The sequence below is a fragment of the Microvirga brassicacearum genome (assembly GCF_008757455.1).
Classification (GTDB): Bacteria; Pseudomonadota; Alphaproteobacteria; order Rhizobiales; family Beijerinckiaceae; genus Microvirga; species Microvirga brassicacearum.
On the sequence record NZ_VCMV01000013.1, the window covers coordinates 640691 to 658571 of the forward strand.

Consider the following 17881-nt stretch of genomic DNA (forward strand, 5'->3'; position numbering starts at 1 on the left):
TTTTGAGTTCAGTTTTCGCGAGGGTCGAGGGCGTCACGCAAGCCATCACCGAACAGGTTGAAGCCAAGTACGATCAGGAAAATTGCCGAGCCCGGAAAGAAGGACATCCAGGGCGCCTGACTCATGAAGTTCTTTGCCGTGTTGAGCATCGAGCCCCACGAAGGATTCGGCGGCTGCTGTCCAAGGCCCAGGAACGACAGACTGGCTTCTGCGATAATGGCCGTGGCGACCGTGAGTGTTGCCTGGACAAGGATGGGCGGGAGAACGTTGGGCAGGATGTAGCGCAGGATAATCCAGAAATTCGGGAGCCCGATGGCACGAGCGCCCTCAACGTAATCCTCGGCCTTGATCGTCAGCACCTGCCCGCGCGTGAGCCGCACGAAGATCGGCATCGCCGAAAGCCCGATGGCGATCATCGCATTGGTGAGGCTTGGGCCAAGGAAGGCCGCAAGTGCAATTGCGAAAATCAGAAAGGGGATTGCCAGCATGGCTTCGGTCGAGCGCGAGATCGTTGCGTCGATCCAGCCGCCGAAATATCCCGAGATCAGACCAAACGGCACCCCGAGCAAAACCGCGATGGCGACCGATACGACGCCCGCCATCAGAGAGGCGCGCGCGCCAATCACCATGCGGGAGAAGACGTCGCGCCCGAGTTCATCTGTGCCGAACCAGAAGATCGCCGAGGGTGCTTTGCGGATTGTCGAGAAGCTTGGCTTGATGGGGTCGTGCGGTGCGATCAGCGGCGCCAGGACAGCGATGACGATGAAGAACAGCACGAGGCCGGCGCCCATCATGGCGCTCCGGTTGCCGAGAAACTTCGAGAGGATCCGGTTGCGTTTTCTTGGAAGAACGAGGTCGTCGGCAATGGCGATCGTCATTGTGCATGCCTCAGGCGCGGATTGACCAGAACATAGAGGATATCGGCCAGCAGGTTCATGATGATGAAGCCCACCGCCGTACAAAGCACTACGCCCTGAACCACCGCGTAGTCCCGGTTGAACACGGCATCGACGACAAGCTTGCCGAATCCCGGAATTGTGAAAATCTGCTCGGTCAACACGGCACCTGCGAGCAGTTCGCCGAACAGCAAGGTCGATAGGGTGATGATCGGGATCAGGGCATTGCGAAGCGCGTGCTTCATGATGACGACACGCGAGATCAGCCCCTTGGCGCGGGCAGTCCGAATATAGTCTGAACGAAGAACGCCCAGCATCGCGCTTCGGGTGTGGCGCATCAGGCTGGCGGCAAGTCCCGTGCCAAGAACAAAAGCGGGCATGATCATGGTCTTGATATTAAGCCATAGATCCTCGCTCGGCGGTACGAAACCGGATGCAGGCAAGAGCTGCCAGCGGACTGAGACCAGCATGATAAGCAGGATGCCAAGCCAGAAGTTTGGAATCGAGAGGCCGGACAGGGCGACGACGTTCGCGGCGTAATCGACACTCGTGCCTTTCTTGACGGCCGACACGATGCCGGTCGGAATGCCGATGGCCAGTGCGATGATCATCGCGAAGATCGCAAGTTCGAGCGTGACCGGAAGCTTGCCGAGGATCAGCGTCAGCACCGGAATGTCGGTCCTCAGCGAGATGCCGAGATTGCCCTGCAGGACCTGACCGATCCACGCAAAGTACTGAATCGGAACCGGATCGTTGAGCCGATATTTTTCGCGCAGGAAGGCAAGAACTTCCGGATCCCGCTCTTCCCCGGCCATGGTCAGAACGGGGTCTCCCGGCAGGAGTTGCTGCAGCGTGAACACCAGCACCGACACGATGATGATCGTCGGAATCGCAATCAGAATACGTCTGGCGATGAAGCGAAGCATGAGGTGCGGGGACCTGACTTTCGAGGGAGGTGCGTGCCCGGAGGCGTTCCGGGCACGCGATCTTCAGGGTTCTCAGGACGCGAATTTGACGCCCTTGAGGCGGATCATCCCGTCCGGATACGGCTTGAAACCCTCGACCTTCTTGGCCACGACGAACGGCCATGGCTGGTAATAGGTATAGATGATCGGCAGTTCGTCCTGCAGGATCGCTTGCGCGGAATCATACAATGCCTTGCGCTGCTCCTCGTCGTTGATGGCACGCGCCTCGTTGAGGATGCGATCCACTTCCGGATTGCAATAGCGGCCGTCGTTCAACCCGCCCTTGCAAGTGACGAATTGATGGATGTTGCCATCGGGATCGACGCGGCCGGACCAGCCGATCACGTTGACGTCGAAGTTGCCGGCCTGTGCCTCTTTCTGCAACGCCGCAAACTCGGTCGGGCGCAGCGAGATGTCGAAACCGGCCTCGGCGGCCATCGCTTGGATGATCTCGGCGATCTGCTGTGTGGTTGTGCTGTTGCCGAAGGAGAGTTCGAATTTCACCCGTTCGACGCCGGCTTGCTTCAGCAATGCCTTGGCCTTCGCCACGTCGCGTTTCCCGGCCGAAAACTTCTTGTCGTTGAAGGCGCTTGCGAGAGGGAAGGGCTGCCCGGCCGGCGGGTAGATGCCTTGCCCGACAACTTCATTGATCACGTCACGATCGATCGCGAACTGCAAAGCCTGGCGGACGCGCTTGTCTTTCCCGAGGGGGCCTTTTGCGCGCTCTCCGTTTGCCGTGTTGATCGTCAAGCCTTGGTAGCCGATGCCGCTGACGGGGGCGAACACGAGTCTCGCATCGCTCTTGACGTCGGCGACGTCGCTCGGTGCAAGGCGCTCGAGGATGTCGAGATTTCCGGCCTTCAGGTTCGCCAGGCGCACCGTCGCGTCAGGGATCGGCGTGAAGACGAGCCGGTCGAAGTTGTAGTTCTTGGCATCCCAGTGATCCTTGAAACGCTCCAGGACGATGCGGTCGTTCTGCACGCGCTCGACGAACTGATAGGCCCCCGAGCATATAGGTTTCTGCGCGAAATCAGGCGCGGCGAGCGCCTTGGGGGACATGATCATGCCGGCGCGGTCCGAGAGCTGCGAGACCAGCGTGGCGTCCGGGCGCGACAGCTTGAGCGCAACGGTCATGTCGTCTACGACGTCGACGCCCTCGACAGAGCCGAGTTCGCTCTTGCGCAGACTGTCGGGCAGGGTGCGGGCGCGGTCGAGATTGACCTTCACCGCGGCGGCGTTCATCGCCTCGCCATCGTGGAATTTGACGCCGGGCCGCAGCTTCATGGTCAGCGTCTTGCTGTCGTCGCTCCATTTCCATTCGGTCGCAAGTTGCGGCACGAATTTGAGCTCAGGCGTGATTTCCACGAGCTTGTCGCACAGGGACGTGAACACGATACGCCCGACGAACGTGCGAGCGCGGTGAGGATCCAGCACGTCAGGATCCTCCTGCAAACCGACCCTGAGAGTCTGCGCGGACGCCGCCGTGCTCATCAAGAGCCCTACGGCCATGGCCATCATAAAAATTGGTTTCATCGACACGTTCTCCTCTGTGTTGGTTTTTAGAGCCCTGGCGTTGCGGTCTTGTCGTGCCGCTCGCGCCAGGTCTTGTAGAGTGCCAGCCGTTTCGTAAGCGCCGGGCTTGCCGGCGGCGCCGTCAGTGCGCCCGAGCCGGCGTTCTGAATTTCTCGCCAGAAGTGACAGGCGACCTGCCGTCCGTCGGCTGCCGCCTCGAGCCGAGGATGCTCCTCGCGGCAACGTGCCTTCGCGTGCGGACAGCGGGTGTGGAACCGGCACCCGCTCGGCGGTGCAGCCGGGCTCGGTACGTCACCCTGGAGCAGCGGCTTCGGCTGCCGGTTGACTGGGCTGGGGACCGGGATCGCCGTCAAGAGTGCCTGCGTGTAGGGATGGAGCGGGTCGTCGAACAGGTCGTCCGTGTCGCTGAGTTCGACGATCTCACCGAGATACATTACCGCAACTCTGTCGCTCATGTGCCGGATCACCGCCAGATCATGTGCGATGATGACGAGCGTCAGACCAAACCGATCTTTCAGATGCTCGAGCAGGTTGATGATCTGCGCCTGGATCGACACGTCGAGCGCGGACACCGGCTCGTCGCCGATAATGAGCTTCGGCTCGCCCGCAAGCGCCCGTGCGATGCCGATGCGCTGACGCTGGCCGCCGGAAAACTCGTGTGGGTAGCGTTCGCCGTGCGCCGGAATGAGCCCGACGGTGCGCAGAAGATCAGCCACGCGTTCCTGCTTCTCCGCCCCGTGCGCCAGCCCGTGAAGCCAGATCGGTTCGCCGACGATGTCGCGCACATTCATGCGCGGGTTGAGAGACCCAAAGGGGTCCTGAAAGATGATCTGCATCTCGCGACGCAATTTTCGCATCTCGTTCGGCGGCAGCCCGAGAATGGACCGTCCCTCGTAACGAACGTCGCCGGCCGTGGGTTCTATCAGGCGAAGCAGGAGGCGACCGAGCGTTGATTTGCCGCAACCGGATTCGCCCACGATTGCAAATGTCTCTCCGCGCTTGACGGCCATCGACACACCATCGACCGCGCGGACAATCGTGGGGGAGGACAGGAGGCCCCCGCCCCCGAAATGCTTCACCAGGCCGGTGCTCTCGATGATGATGTCGCTTGCCTGCGTGTTCATCGTATTGGCTCACGGTGGAGTTCGAGAGGGGCATACCAGCAGCGAGCGCGGTGACCCGGCGAGAGTTCGATAAGCGGCGGCGGGTCGCTCACGCAGCGCTGATCGGCGAAGGGGCAACGCGGTGAGAAACGACATCCGCGCGGCATGAGCTCCGCGGGCGGGACCGTGCCGGGAATCGTCGTCAGCCGTCCCTGCCGGCGCCCGAGGGATGGGACCGAGCCCATCAATCCAATCGTGTAGGGATGTTGCGGATCGGCAAAGATGTCCTCAACCGGTCCGCTCTCGACGACGCGGCCGGCATACATCACCACCACCTCGTCGGCGACCTCGGCCACCACTCCAAGATCGTGCGTGATCAGGATCATCGCCATTCCGCTCTCTTTCTGGAGCTGGTGGATGAGCGCGATGATCTGCGCCTGGATGGTTACATCGAGCGCCGTGGTCGGTTCATCCGCGATAAGAAGCTGCGGTTCGTTTGCGAGCGCCATTGCGATCATGACACGCTGACGCATGCCGCCCGACAATTCATGCGGAAAGGCGCGCATGCGCTTCTCTGGCGCTGGGATGCGCACGCGCCGGAGCATTTCCAGTGCGCGTTCGGACGCCGCCGCCTTGGAAATTTTGCGGTGTCGCAGGATTCCTTCGGTGATCTGGTCGCCGACCGTGAAGACCGGGTTGAGGGACGTCATCGGCTCCTGGAAGATCATCGCAGTCTGGTTGCCGCGCATGTCGGCTCGCTCCCGGTCGGGGAGCGCCAACAGGTCCTTGCCGTCGAACAGCGCGCGGCCGCCGACGATCCGCGCCGGCGGCGTCGGCAGGAGGCCCATGAGGGCCAGCGCCGTCACGCTCTTGCCGCAACCTGATTCACCCACGATGCAAAGCGTTCTGCCCTTTGCCACCGCGAACGACACATCGTCGACCACATTGATGCCGGCAGGCGCGCCATCGAAGCGCACCGAGAGGTTTTCGACTTTCAAAAGCGGATGCGCGGCGTCGGATTCGGACTTGCGTCTGGTGTGATCGAGCATCGAGGGCAGGGCGCTGGTGTTCATCATGCTGCCGGTCTTCCGTGAGAGGCGGCATGCGCCGGTTGTTCGATCTGGTTGTCCTGTTCGCCTCCTGCCGGCCGGGTCATGACCCGGAGCACGCTGGCGCGGACGGCTTCCAGATGGTCGCGCATGGCGGTTTCGGCGCCTCCGGCATCGCGTGCTGCAATCGCCGCGACCACACGGTGATGCTGGGCCACGTAGCCGCGCTGGCTGGCCGGTGCGCGCGCCCGCTCACGGAGCCGACGCCAGGTCGGATCCTGCCTGATGCGGTCGACCACGTCGACGAACGCAAACAACAGGCTATTGCCGGCGGCCTCGGCGATGGCGCGATGAAAGGCACCGTCCCACAATTCGCGGCTATCCGCATCGCCGTCGGCCATGAACTCGGTCTTCTCGGCGAGGTGCTTCAGCCGTTCAATGTCGCCATTCGAAGCTCTCAGTGCTGCCAGTCGCGCAAGCGCCGGCTCGATCTCCAGCCTCGCCTCCATGACCTCCAGCGGATTGGTGCGGCTGGAGAGTTCGACCAGGCTGACCTCGCCCCGCAGCGGCCGCGGCCCGACGAAGGTGCCTTTTCCCTGCTGCCGCCAGATATGCCCTTCCGCCTCCAGCACCTCGAGCGCCCGCCGGAGGGTTCGACGCCCGACCCCCAATTGCACGGCGAGTGTCCGCTCGGGGGGCAGGCGTCGATCGCCGTCAGGCTCGGACCTTTCGTCGAGCAGGGCGCGCATCTGCCTCAGCGCGAAGTCGGAGCTATCTGCGAAAGTCTCAGGGTGCTGCATATGCCCTCGCGAGAACCAATCTGCGGATTGGTATCGCTCTGCGCCGGATTGCTTAAACCGAATCCCGCATTTTCGGAGAAGAAAGCTAGCGCCAAGCCGAACCACTTGGCAATTGGTTCCACAAAAATCTTTCGTTCGACCTTGGTCTCAGGCCCCACTGTCACGGCAGAAAATGATGCGGAACGAACATATCGCGCCTCATTGGCGCGCTGCCTCTTGTTCATCGCGCGGCAGAAACGACATAACTGTCACGCTCAAACGGACAGGATCATGGAATCAATTATTGCCTTAGCCGCGGACCCGACCGCTTGGATCGCGCTTGCGACCCTGATCGTCATGGAGGTGGTCCTCGGGATCGACAACCTCATCTTCATCTCGATCCTGACAAACAAGCTGCCGGCTCATCAGCAAACCAAGGCGCGGCGGATCGGCATCGGGCTCGCACTGGTCATGCGCCTGGGCCTGCTCGGGACGATCGCCATCATCGTGCAGTTGACGGAGCCGATCTTCACCGCATTCGGCCACGGCTTCTCGTGGCGCGATCTCATCCTGATCGCCGGTGGTCTGTTTCTTGTCTGGAAGGCCACCAAAGAGATACATCATAACGTCGATAAAGATCCCGGTCCGGACATGTTCGACGGCAAAGTGGTGCAACTGGGGTTCGCGGCCGCCATCGGTCAGATCCTCGTCCTCGATCTGGTTTTCTCCATCGACAGCATTATCACGGCCGTCGGAATGACCGACCATGTGCCGATCATGGTGATCGCGGTGGTCGTAGCGGTCAGCGTGATGCTTCTCGCGGCCGAGCCGCTTGCCAAATTCATCGAGGCCAATCCGACAGTCGTCATGCTGGCGCTCGGCTTCCTCCTCATGATCGGCATGACGTTGATCGCCGAAGGTTTCGGCGCCCACGTGTCGAAGGGCTACATCTACGCCGCTATGGCCTTCTCGGCTCTCGTCGAAGGCCTGAATATGCTCTCCCGGAGGGCAAGGGAGAAGCGAGCCCGGTAAAAGCTTCAGAGGCGCGGGCAGGGCGTCCGCGCCTGCGCCTCTGGCAATAGACTGCCGGCCCCCGGCGTTGTCAGGTCAAAGCTGGGTCCTGCTTGGCTGGGCTGTCAGCGGAACCACGGCCTTCTGCAGCCGGGGCAGAAACTCCCATAGGTCGCGGTTGAGCCTCCTGAGATCCGCGATCGACTTTGCCAGTTCGGCGATTCGCGCATCGTCTATCGGCCGCAATTCCCCCAGGGTCAGACGACCGCGACTTTCCCTGATCTTCATCGCATGCGTGTGTGTGATCTCACCACGGTCGTTGACCGTGTACATGCAATGGTTGAACTCGTTGCGGACGCGCGTGCTCTCGTTGAAGCGCGTGATGATCTTGTCGAGGGTTTTCGCCGTTTCCTTATCGTTGATCTTCGCTGTCGCCAGACGCTGCACGAGATCGAGACGTGCACGTGTCGTGTTCAGGGTTGCAAAAACGATCGCGGCCGACACTTCGTCAGTCTCAAGCAGGACCATCAGAATATAGATGAACATGCTCTCGTTGTTGGACCAGCTGAACACGAGATTGCCGATGAGAGCGAGGATCATCGTCCTCCGGTCGGCGGAATTTATGGCCGCTGCCTCGATGGCTTCGAAGTCGGGTTTCGGCGGGAGCCGTGATGGCATGCGGCAGATTTTCCTCAAGAGTTGTGAAAGATGGCACGGATAGGTCTGGCCGGCTTCCGCGCATCGTCAGCAGTATAGCGCGGTTCACCCTTAAGAGCGATGCGACCAGCATTGCCGGTTTGCTGTCAATCGAGCATGCTGGGTAATCATTGGTAAGAGCCGCATGCTCCAATTGTGGAAAGCGCGTCAGGGACGCAAGGCGGCGGTGGCCACCATCGCGCCATTGATCGCGCGCAGCGATCGCTGTATCGGCGCAATCCCGGCCGGAGCGTGGCACGATGCTTATCTCGTCGGCTTTCTCTCGATGCTCGCAAGTCTCGAGGCATGGAAGAAGGTGGGCCCAGTGAGCTCGCAGGCGCTCGGGTTGATCCAGGCTGAAACTCTTGCTGAATTGAGCGGAGAAGTTGCGGCCGTTCTCGGCGAAGAAATTTGCACCCTGAGCATGGATGAGAACATTGAGTTCGGCGAAGGCTGCCAACAAGCCGTTATCGTCCATGCGGCATTGGAGAAGGCCGGCGCCGATGATTTGTTGCTGGCGCAACAAAATTGGCCGTTCGAAGAGCATCGCGACAGCGATTTGCGGAATCTCTGGAAAGAGACTTTCGAGGCGCGCATCGCCGCGTTGCGCTGACACCCCCAATGTTCCTATGCGACCCCGCTTGAGCTACCTCCTTTGCGCGTCTGGACGGACTGGCGCAACTAACGTCTACTTTGCGTCATGTTTCGGGTAAGCACTCGAAAATCCGAGACATTGAACGGGTGCACAAAGCAGCGTTCGTCAGGGTGAGGCGCGTGTCGTCTCGCGTAATAGCGTCCACCGAGAAGCGAGCGGGCGATCTGTGCAAGCGGATTCCGTTCAAGAACTTCTCCAAAAACAACAATCATTCCAGTCACAGGCAACTGCTTGTGTGAGCGGGCTGCGGAGTATCCGGGCGATGCGAGAGTACGCATTTCCAGGAATGGCAGGGCTTTGTCGAAAGGATTGGTTGGATGCCGTTTGCCAGGCGTATCGGGCTGACGGTCTCAAGAGAAGCGCGTTGAGTACGAGAAGGTGAGGATCGGAGACAGCAACTGAAGACCATTTTGTACAGCGTTCCGGCACCCGTTTGGGGTCCTGGCGTAGCGGGGTTCCAATCTCGATCCGGATTTCGACAATACCGAACGAAACACTTCGTGAATCCGTTGTACCGCACACGTAGATGATGAGCGGACCATGGGTGGATCGAAGGACTTGATCTAGGAAATCCACAGATGTCCACCGATACGAATGCCAATCTCGCTGCGGCTATCGCGGGCATTGCTATTGCGGCCCAAGATAATAGCGACGACGATACTGCCAACAACAGCTTCAACGACACGAACACCGAAGTTGAGGTTGAGACAGAGGTCGAAGTTGAGGACAGCTTTAATCAAAGCACCGACAATAGCGATAACAGCGACAATAGCGACAACAGCACCACCGACCTCGAAGTGGACGTCGCAGATAGCTTCAACGACGACCACAGCACTAACCTCGACTCGGAAATCAACGTCAAGCTCGAGGATTCGCTTAATACCGACAACAGCGCGTTCAGCCATAACGACACCAACATTGAAGACAGCTTCAATGAAGACTTGAGCACGAATGTTGATGTTGCGGTGAATGACTCGCTGAACAACAGCAGCACCAATGGAAGCTACAATGGCGTCAACACCAACCTCGATGCCGAGATCGAGGATTCGCTGAACAACAACAGCACCAACAGCGTCCATAACGACTCGAGCCAGAACTTCGACCTCGACGTTGAGATCGAAGATGCGTTCAACACGAGCGACACGGACTGGCTTGATCTTGACGGCCTCAACTTCGATGTCATGCAGACCATTGGCAGTGCCCTCAACGGCAGCGGCAATGACAATGCATTCAGCCTCGCACAGGTCAGCGAGATGAACGACAGCGACAACTTGACCGCATCCAGCGGATCGAGCACGGGGCTTATCGGCCAACTCGGACTTCAGGAAGGCGGCATTTCCGACGGCATAGACAGTCATGGAATCGCCAACGATGCCGGCGAAGCGAGCGAAGTTGCTGGCGCCGCCACCTCCGCGGCGACGGCTCACCTGGAAGCGCTCAACCAGAACATCTCCATGGGAGCCAACATCCAGTACAACACGATGAATATCGATGTTGTCGGCGGCGACAGCTCAGACAGCCTCTGATCCTCCTGTTCCAAGTCGACCCGTGCGGTACGCCGCACGGGTCATTTCCGCCCTTGCGGCGGTATTCGCGCCGACAGGAGTGAGCCATGGCCATCGGAAGCTCGATCGAGCTCATCTGGCATTTTGCGGGATACCTGCATCTGACGCAGGATTATGTCGCGTCGCGCGTTCGCCTGGATGAGATCATTCATAGTAATGACACCGCTGCCGATTTCAGGGTATCGGCGGACGAATACCTGGCGCGATCCGAAGCACCCTCGGACATGTCCAACTTCGCCATCCAGGTGAAATATAGCCTCGGCTCGGAGAATCCCGACCGCGGGGAATGGGCGGATCTGCCCGATGACGATTCTCTCGACGTGGGCGCACCGAACGTCGACTTGCTTCCGCATGACTGGAGTACCGGCACGAGTTCGCTTTTCGCCGGGCAAAGCTACGTCGTTTCTTGTACCGCTGAGAGCTCCGGACCTGGCGGCTCGCACTTGCAGGATTCCCAATCTCACCCTGCTTCGACTTACGAAAGCAAGTCTGCGGACGGCGGCGACGACACGATCGCCAACCTTTCACAAGCCAACATCGGAGCCGATCGCGATTACTTTTCCGATGGGCCAAACGAGCTTGGCGTGCTGCCGCATGTGGCGAGCGATCAGCCGGCCGCCGACATGTTGACACTGGCGGAAGAGTACAATCCGACGACGATGCTGCCTCCCGGTGAGAGCGTCGAGTTCTGGACCTCCGCGGTTGTGGACCGGCACGAATCTCTCGCCGCGGGCGAGACGGAGGCGCAGACGATCGCGCCCGGCCGCTACGTGAACGGCAAGTTGGTGGCGCTCGAGCCGTCCGTTGAAACGGCGCAGCCGGCCAATCACACGCTTCCTGAGCCGCCTGTTCGTGAAGTGGGCAGCACCGACCCTGCCCAGATCGCGGAGACGGGCGGCAACAAACTTGTGAATGCGGCAACGATCGCCGATCTGAACGAAGCACCCTCGACGCTGATCGTCGGAGGCGACTACTATGAGACCAACGCCATTCTGCAAACCAACATCCTGCAGAACCAGGATGTGGTTTTCCATGATGGCGATGCGCCGCCGATGCTCGACAGCACGGGAAGCACGCTTGATAACGTGGCCAATTTCGTCGTTGAGGAGCTTGTCAAGCAACAGGGCCACAAGGCCGGCCCGTTGGGCAACCTCACGGTCAATATCGACTATGTCGACGGCCACGTCATGGACGTTAAGGCTCTGGCGCAGCGAAACTATTTCGAGGACGGCGACGTCACCGTGCAAACGCGATACGACAGCTATTCCGAAATCCATTCCGGCGACAATACGCAGGCGAATGTGGCGCGGTTTGCCGATTGGGGAAAGGACTACGACGTCATCATCGTGATGGGTGATTATCACTCCGCAAACCTCATTTTGCAGACCAACGTGGTTCTCGACGATGATTATATCGGGATCTCCTGCGGTTCCGGAGGCAGCACACCATCGATCTTCAGCGGACAGAATGCGCTTGAGAACGAAGCGACGATTGCGAAATATGGCGCCACAACGTTCGGCGGCATCAACCGCAAGCTCGATTCCCTGATCGATGATCTGAACGATCGGGACGATCTCGATCGCAATGCTTGGTCGGATTTCCATGGTGCGTCGTCAGGAAGTCTGAACGTGCTTTTCGTCACGGGCAATTATTACGATCTCAACATCATCTCCCAGATCAACGTCCTGGCAGATGCCGACTTTGCCATCCAGGGCGGAAGCGATGGCTGGCAATGGCTGTCGACGGGGGGCAACTCAGCCTTGAACCAGGCGAGCATTGTGAATGCCGGCGGGGTTTACGATCAACACCTCGGCGGCGATTTTTACGAGGACTCCATCCTGGTGCAAGCCAATCTCATGTCGGATGGCAGCGAGGCCGTCGCCACAGACCCGACCGCACTCGTCTCCGAGCTTGTGGCCTTCATGGACCACACCCCGGACTACTCCGATTCCGATTCGGTTTCATGGACGAAGGATACCTTTGGACATGGAGATACATTCGGGCACGTTTTGTCATGATCACATCGTCCCACCTGGGGGAATGAATGCTTCAGCACCGCAGTTTGGAGAGTGCAGCACCGGATGCGCCGTCACACGGCTTTGGATCTAACGCCGATGCGCGCGAGCATTCCCTGTCCGCTCGGCTCGCGGGTCTCGAAGAGGTCTACCGGCGCGAAGCCGCGGAACGACAGGTTCCTTCGTTTGCAGATGTGCGAGCGGCTCCCACCCCGCAGACCCAACCCATCCCCGTTGACGAGCCACTGGTGGCAAAGGCCGAGTGCCCGCAACCAGCGCCACGCGGCTATACTCGTCCCAGTGTACCAGTTGCGCGCGACGGAAACGTCAGGCCGCGGCCCGGCGGCACTGGCATTGGCACTGGCGGGCGGGGTCCCGGTACAACGCCGCCCCTTCACCAACGTCTGGGCGACCGCGATTTTCGCGAGGTCCTCAGCAAAGGGCTCTCTGCATGCCGCCGCAACTTAGTCACGGTCGCGATCTTTTCGTTTTTTGTGAACACGCTCGTCCTCGCCATCCCAATCTACCTGTTCAACATCTCGGATCGCGTGCTGACCAGCCGGAGCACCGATACGCTCGCGATGTTGTCGCTGGTGGTCGTCGGGGCGATTTTTGCCCATGTGCTGATGGATATGATGCGCCGTTTCATTCTGATGCGCATCGCCGTCGAGGCCGAGAGCAAGCTTGGAGCGCCGGTCCTCAGCGCCGCCGCCAAGGCCTCTCAGAATGGATCGAGCCGGGAGTTCCAGACCCTGTCCGATCTGCAGCACATCCGTGGCTTCCTCACGGGCCCTGTGCTGCTGATGATGTTGGATGCGCCGGTCGCCCCCGTCTACCTGCTGGCCGTTTTTCTGATCCACCCGGAACTCGGCTACATCGTCACCATCACGGGTGCTTTGCTCCTGGTGGTGGCGATGGTGAACCAGAAGCTCACGGCGGTTCCTTTCGCACGCGCCAACGCTTATGCGCTCAGAGCCAACCTGCAAGCCGACGCGATGGCGAGAAACTCGCAAGTCATCAACGCCATGGGCATGATCCCTGAGGGCGTGATGATGTGGGGGCGCGAAACCTGCGAATCCCTGAAGGCGCAGGTGACGGCGCAAGACCGCAACATCGTAATGACAGGTGTTTCGAAGTTCATACGCCTGTCGACGCAGATCGGCATTCTGGGCTGGGGCGCTTGGCTGTCGATGGAGAGCGAATTGACGGGCGGGATGGTGATCGCAGCCTCCATCGTCGCGAGCCGTGCACTGGCTCCTGTTGAGGGCACCATCGAGGGATGGCGCAGTTTCATTCAGGCGCGCTCGGCCTATGGCCGGATCAAATCCCTGTTGCAGAGTTCGCCGCTGAATCTCGATCGGCTTCGTCTTCCGCAACCGCAAGGCCGCTTGACGGTTGAACGGGTTCTCTACGTCCCGCCGCCGAACAAGAAGGTCATTCTCAACGGCATCACGTTTCAGCTCGATCCCGGGGAATCGCTTGCCATCGTGGGGGCCTCTGGCTCCGGCAAATCGACGCTCGGCCGGATGCTGGTGGGTTCGATCGTGCCGACGGCAGGCAGCGTGCGTCTGGACATGATGGACCTGCGCAATTGGGATCCGCGGCAATTCGGCGAGAATGTCGGTTACCTGCCGCAGGACGTGCAACTTTTTCCGGCCTCGATCAAGGCCAACATTGCTCGCATGCGGGATGATCTCTCTGACGAAGATATTTTCGACGCTGCGGAATTGGCAGACGTCCACGAGATGATTTCGCAGTTTGCGCAAGGCTATGAGACCATCGTCGGCATGGATGGAAGCCCGCTCTCCGGCGGCCAGCGTCAACGGATCGGTCTTGCTCGCGCGTTCTTCGGCAACCCGCGCCTTGTGGTTCTCGACGAGCCGAACTCCAACCTGGATCATTCAGGTGAGCAAGCGCTGGCGCGGGCGCTCATGAGGGCGAAGGAGCGCGGCATCACCATCGTGGCGATCACGCAGCGACCGGCGCTTTTGAGAAGCGTCGACAAGATCATGATGATCAAGGATGGCTCCGTGCAGGCTCTCGGACAGCGTGAGGAAATCCTTCCGCTGATGAACGGCCGCAAGGCCCATGCCGGTCCGCCGATTATCGACGGTTGAGTGAGATTGGATCAGAGGCAACCATGGCCCAGACACCAGCAGTTCTCGAGAAGCAGCGCGAATGGTATGCGGATGTGCCGCGCAGCACGCGTCTTCCCACGCTGGTGGGCGTCGGCGTTCTCGCCCTCACCGTGATGGGGTTCGGCTATTGGGGTGGAATCGCCCCGATCGCTGGCGCCGTGGTGACTTCCGGCGCGTTCGTGGCAACGGGCCAAAATAAGCTGATCCAGCACCTTGAAGGCGGTGTCATCCAGGAGATCCTGGTCCGCGAGGGCGACATCGTGCAGAAGGGACAAACCGTCATCCAGCTCGACGAAACCTCGCCGCGCGCGGAACTGCGCCGCCTCTCCTTGCGGCAGGCGCGGTTGCTCGCCATCGAGGCGCGTCTGCGCGCTGAAATGGCCGAGGAGAGCGAGATCACGTTCCCCGCCGAGCTGTTGTCGAAGCTCCAGGCCGATCCGGATTTCACCACCATCGTGAAGGCGCAGCGCGCGACGATCGACGCTCATCGAAAGAGCCTCCAGAGCGAAATCGCCTCTCTCAGGACAGGCATCGACGCCCTCCATGAGAGGATCAATGGCAGCACGGCTCAACTTGCGTCCGTTCGGGAGCAAATCGCCTTCTTCGACGAGGAACTCGGCGCGAAGGAACAGCTCTTGCGAAGCGGGTTGATCCGCAAGTCGGAAGTGCTCGCCTTGCAGAGGGCTCGCGCAAACCTCCAAGGCGAGGCCGGCCGCATCACCGGAGAGATCGGCGATTCAAAGGAAAAAATTGCTCGGTCCGAGGAGCAGATCGTCGGCGCACGCAACGCGGCGATCAAGACGTCTGTCGAACAGTTGCATGAAACGTTGGCGGAACTCGCCGACGTGAGAGAACGGATCCTTGCCTCCACGCGCATTCTCGAGCGCGTCAAGATCAGCAGCCCGGTCCGGGGCGTGGTGGTGAAGCTGCGGTATCATACGGCGGGCGGCGTGGTAGAGCCCGGAAAGACCGTGATGGAGATTGTTCCCGTTCAGGATAATTTGCTGATCGAGGTCCGCATCCGGCCGCAGGATATCCAGAACGTCAAGCTCGGGCAGCCGGCGATCATTCGCCTGACGGCGCTCAAGCAGCGCGTGACGCCGATGATCGACGGGAAGGTCGTGTATGTGTCGGCCGACGCGCTGCCCGATGACAAGAGCGGCGGCGCCGCCCGCAATGATGTCTATGTCGCGCGCGTGGCACCTGACCCGGGCGCTACTGCGAACATCCACGACTTCGTGCCCACCCCCGGAATGCCCGCAGAGGTCTACATCAAAACGACCGACCGGACATTTCTCGAGTACCTGCTGCAGCCTATTCGAGACAGCATGTCTCGCGCCTTCCGCGAGCTTTAGCTTAGAAATTTACCTCGGCTGATCAGATGATGTGGCCCGCGACGCCCGCCTGAGAGGCCAGCGTCGCTCCGGTAGAAGCGTGGTCGCGAGAAGCTTCCGGATCTTTCGAGTGAGTTATCGTATAACGATTTCCCAGTAGATCCTCTTGCTGCCGTGGCCGGCCGAGCCGCTACTGCGCGAAATTTGTGGCTTTTTTTCCTAGAAATCGTTCTGTTGGCCGAGAATGACGCCGTCCATGGGCGCTTTATCTTAGATTATTTTCCTGTTCGAGAGAAGCCACTTGGCGGCAGTCCTGGCGTGAAGCTCGGTTGAAGACCGCTGCCTTGGTGTGCCGGGTTCCTGAATATAATCCATAAGTGGTAGCGGGCATGCAGGCTTAAGCGCTTGAAATGCAATGTCGACTCGGCGCAGCCAGCCCTGTCCTATCGCCCGCAAATCCCCGATTCACGCAAGGTAAAAAAACCGACTGCCGCAATTTGCGCGCGTACTCTAAAATAGAACCACTAAGCGTCCGCCGCTTATTGGTTATTTTCCTATCGTTTCACTGTAATCAGTAACTCTCGTTTGTAATCGCCGAGTATTAGTTTCGGATGCGGGGAAGATCGTGGCAATTGATCCAAGAAATCTAGCGGTGACTGCGAAATTGACCTTCGAGGACAATTTTAATTCGTTTAGTTACTGGAATGGTCAGTCCGGGACTTGGGACACGGGGTATCCGTGGACGGAAGCCAACGGTGGTACAAACACGGCCAACGGGGAGCAACAATGGTACGTCAACGCGAATTACGCGCAGACGGCCTCGCTTGGCACCTATACGGCCCAAAACGGCATCATGAATATCAAGGCGGCGCCGACGCCGGTGGCGCTGCAGTCTCACGTGAACGGCTACGCCTACACCTCCGGCATGATCACGAGCTTTCACTCGTTCAGCCAGACCTATGGCTACTTCGAAATGAAAGCCAAGCTCCCGGCGGGGCAGGGGCTGTGGCCGGCTTTTTGGCTGCTTCCGACGGACCTTTCATGGCCGCCTGAGATCGACATCATGGAAGTCATCGGCAGTGCCCCGAACCAGCTGGAGACATCGGTTCATTACGATGCCGGCGGGCACCAGATGAACAACAAGTCCACGACCGTTCAAGGAATGACGACGGGCTTTCACACCTATGGCGTCGATTGGCAAAAGGACAAGATCACCTGGTATTTCGATGGCGCGAAGATCCATGAAGCCGCTACGCCCGCCGGCATGAACAAGCCAATGTACATGTTGGCCAACCTGGCGGTCGGAGGCGAGTGGCCTGGCAGCCCGAATGCATCAACGACGTTTCCCGCATCGCTGGAGATCGACTATATCCGTGCCTATACGGACGCTGGTGGAACGAGCCCATCGCCGCCGCTAGGATCGTGGGGGCCTGCCGTCGAGCGCTCGCCCTTTACCCTCCCGGCAAGTGCCAAAGCGAAAAAGCAGGTCATCGGCACTTACGATTGGGATAAGCTTTCCGGAACCCGGACGCACGACAAGATCGTCGGCAAGGAGGGTGGCGACAGGATGAGCGGAGGCAGCGGCGACGACACCTATTACGTCGACCACCGTAGCGACCGCGCCATCGAGAAGGCGAAGATGGGAATCGATACGGTCCGCACGGATCTATCCAGTTTCCGCCTCGCAACGCATGTCGAAAACCTGGTCCTCACAGGAAAAGGCGATCAACGTGCCTATGGCAACAGCGCCAGCAACAAGATTTATTCCAATGGCGTTGGCGACAACATTCTTTCTGGCGGCGCAGGGAATGATCACCTTCACGCTGGCGGGCAGGCCGACGTCCTTATCGGCGGCGGCGGAATCGATCAATTCATCTTCGCCAGCGCGCCGAAGCGAGCGGGCCACGTGAAGGATTTCCAACCGGGTGTGGATTTGCTGGACTTCCGTGGCCTCTTCAAAGGCGCGCCAGTGACGAATCCCGTTTCCGAGGGGCGGTTATTCTTTTTCGACAATGGCGCCGGCGATACGGTGGTGAGCTTCAAGACGGTTTCGGGCGCGGTCGTCAAGATCACGACGCTCGATAATGTCGCGCCCTCTGCGCTTCACGAAAACGTCGACTATTTCTACGTATAATATGAGGC

General features: G+C 59.9%; 14 protein-coding genes. 7 read left to right on the forward strand and 7 right to left on the reverse strand.

The window, feature by feature from the left end:
- Window positions 1-8 precede the first annotated feature (8 nt).
- The 6 genes from FEZ63_RS10600 to FEZ63_RS10625 all read right to left on the reverse strand — a co-directional run bounded on the left by FEZ63_RS10600 (window position 9) and on the right by FEZ63_RS10625 (window position 6346).
- Entirely contained in the window at window positions 9-878 is an 870-nt protein-coding gene (locus FEZ63_RS10600; RefSeq protein WP_150944054.1) for an ABC transporter permease, read from the reverse strand.
- Entirely contained in the window at window positions 875-1822 is a 948-nt protein-coding gene (locus tag FEZ63_RS10605) for an ABC transporter permease (RefSeq protein WP_150944055.1), read from the reverse strand. The genes FEZ63_RS10600 and FEZ63_RS10605 overlap by 4 nt, the downstream gene beginning before the upstream one ends.
- A 72-nt stretch (window positions 1823-1894) precedes the next feature.
- Window positions 1895-3394 carry an ABC transporter substrate-binding protein gene (locus FEZ63_RS10610; RefSeq protein WP_150944057.1) on the reverse strand — a complete coding sequence of 500 codons (1500 nt, stop codon included), beginning with the start codon at window positions 3392-3394 and terminating at the stop codon, window positions 1895-1897.
- Between the two features lie 26 nt (window positions 3395-3420).
- A complete protein-coding gene (locus FEZ63_RS10615; protein ID WP_150944059.1) occupies window positions 3421-4518 on the reverse strand; it encodes an ABC transporter ATP-binding protein in 1098 nt (365 codons plus the stop codon).
- A complete protein-coding gene (locus FEZ63_RS10620) occupies window positions 4515-5546 on the reverse strand; it encodes an ABC transporter ATP-binding protein (protein ID WP_150944196.1) in 1032 nt (343 codons plus the stop codon). Before FEZ63_RS10620 ends, FEZ63_RS10615 begins: the two co-directional genes overlap by 4 nt.
- Window positions 5547-5569: 23 nt before the next feature.
- Window positions 5570-6346, reverse strand: a complete 777-nt coding sequence (locus tag FEZ63_RS10625; protein WP_150944061.1) for a FadR/GntR family transcriptional regulator — start codon at window positions 6344-6346, stop codon at window positions 5570-5572.
- A gap of 270 nt (window positions 6347-6616) precedes the next feature.
- Here FEZ63_RS10625 and FEZ63_RS10630 point away from each other — a divergent pair, with 270 nt between their 5' ends.
- Window positions 6617-7357: a TerC family protein gene (locus FEZ63_RS10630; protein WP_150944063.1), complete on the forward strand. Its 741-nt coding sequence runs from the start codon at window positions 6617-6619 to the stop codon at window positions 7355-7357.
- Window positions 7358-7432: 75 nt separating this feature from the next.
- On the opposite strand, the gene FEZ63_RS10635 is transcribed toward FEZ63_RS10630, so the two are convergent.
- Complete coding sequence (locus FEZ63_RS10635; protein WP_150944065.1) at window positions 7433-8014, reverse strand: hypothetical protein; 582 nt, start codon at window positions 8012-8014, stop codon at window positions 7433-7435.
- A gap of 205 nt (window positions 8015-8219) precedes the next feature.
- On the opposite strand from FEZ63_RS10635, the gene FEZ63_RS10640 reads away from it, so the two are divergent.
- The 6 genes from FEZ63_RS10640 (at window position 8220) to FEZ63_RS10665 (ending at window position 17873) form a co-directional block, all read left to right on the forward strand.
- Window positions 8220-8645 carry a hypothetical protein gene (locus FEZ63_RS10640; protein ID WP_150944066.1) on the forward strand — a complete coding sequence of 142 codons (426 nt, stop codon included), beginning with the start codon at window positions 8220-8222 and terminating at the stop codon, window positions 8643-8645.
- 620 nt (window positions 8646-9265) lie between these two features.
- Window positions 9266-10213 carry a hypothetical protein gene (locus FEZ63_RS10645; RefSeq protein WP_150944068.1) on the forward strand — a complete coding sequence of 316 codons (948 nt, stop codon included), beginning with the start codon at window positions 9266-9268 and terminating at the stop codon, window positions 10211-10213.
- An 86-nt stretch (window positions 10214-10299) separates the two neighbouring features.
- Window positions 10300-12270, forward strand: a complete 1971-nt coding sequence (locus FEZ63_RS10650; RefSeq protein ID WP_150944070.1) for a hypothetical protein — start codon at window positions 10300-10302, stop codon at window positions 12268-12270.
- Window positions 12271-12296: 26 nt separating this feature from the next.
- Entirely contained in the window at window positions 12297-14384 is a 2088-nt protein-coding gene (locus FEZ63_RS10655; protein WP_150944072.1) for a type I secretion system permease/ATPase, read from the forward strand.
- A 23-nt stretch (window positions 14385-14407) separates the two neighbouring features.
- Entirely contained in the window at window positions 14408-15760 is a 1353-nt protein-coding gene (locus tag FEZ63_RS10660; protein ID WP_150944074.1) for an HlyD family type I secretion periplasmic adaptor subunit, read from the forward strand.
- A 631-nt stretch (window positions 15761-16391) separates the two neighbouring features.
- Window positions 16392-17873 carry a family 16 glycosylhydrolase gene (locus FEZ63_RS10665; RefSeq protein ID WP_150944075.1) on the forward strand — a complete coding sequence of 494 codons (1482 nt, stop codon included), beginning with the start codon at window positions 16392-16394 and terminating at the stop codon, window positions 17871-17873.
- Window positions 17874-17881: the final 8 nt, after the last annotated feature.

Coding starts and splice junctions, on each gene's coding strand:
- FEZ63_RS10600 (WP_150944054.1), bottom strand. CDS start 878: ATGACGATCGCCATTGCCGACGACCTCGTTCTTCCAAGAAAACGCAAC.
- FEZ63_RS10605 (WP_150944055.1), bottom strand. CDS start 1,822: ATGCTTCGCTTCATCGCCAGACGTATTCTGATTGCGATTCCGACGATC.
- FEZ63_RS10610 (WP_150944057.1), bottom strand. CDS start 3,394: ATGAAACCAATTTTTATGATGGCCATGGCCGTAGGGCTCTTGATGAGC.
- FEZ63_RS10615 (WP_150944059.1), bottom strand. CDS start 4,518: ATGAACACGCAGGCAAGCGACATCATCATCGAGAGCACCGGCCTGGTG.
- FEZ63_RS10620 (WP_150944196.1), bottom strand. CDS start 5,546: ATGCTCGATCACACCAGACGCAAGTCCGAATCCGACGCCGCGCATCCG.
- FEZ63_RS10625 (WP_150944061.1), bottom strand. CDS start 6,346: ATGCAGCACCCTGAGACTTTCGCAGATAGCTCCGACTTCGCGCTGAGG.
- FEZ63_RS10630 (WP_150944063.1), top strand. CDS start 6,617: ATGGAATCAATTATTGCCTTAGCCGCGGACCCGACCGCTTGGATCGCG.
- FEZ63_RS10635 (WP_150944065.1), bottom strand. CDS start 8,014: ATGCCATCACGGCTCCCGCCGAAACCCGACTTCGAAGCCATCGAGGCA.
- FEZ63_RS10645 (WP_150944068.1), top strand. CDS start 9,266: ATGTCCACCGATACGAATGCCAATCTCGCTGCGGCTATCGCGGGCATT.
- FEZ63_RS10650 (WP_150944070.1), top strand. CDS start 10,300: ATGGCCATCGGAAGCTCGATCGAGCTCATCTGGCATTTTGCGGGATAC.
- FEZ63_RS10655 (WP_150944072.1), top strand. CDS start 12,297: ATGCTTCAGCACCGCAGTTTGGAGAGTGCAGCACCGGATGCGCCGTCA.
- FEZ63_RS10660 (WP_150944074.1), top strand. CDS start 14,408: ATGGCCCAGACACCAGCAGTTCTCGAGAAGCAGCGCGAATGGTATGCG.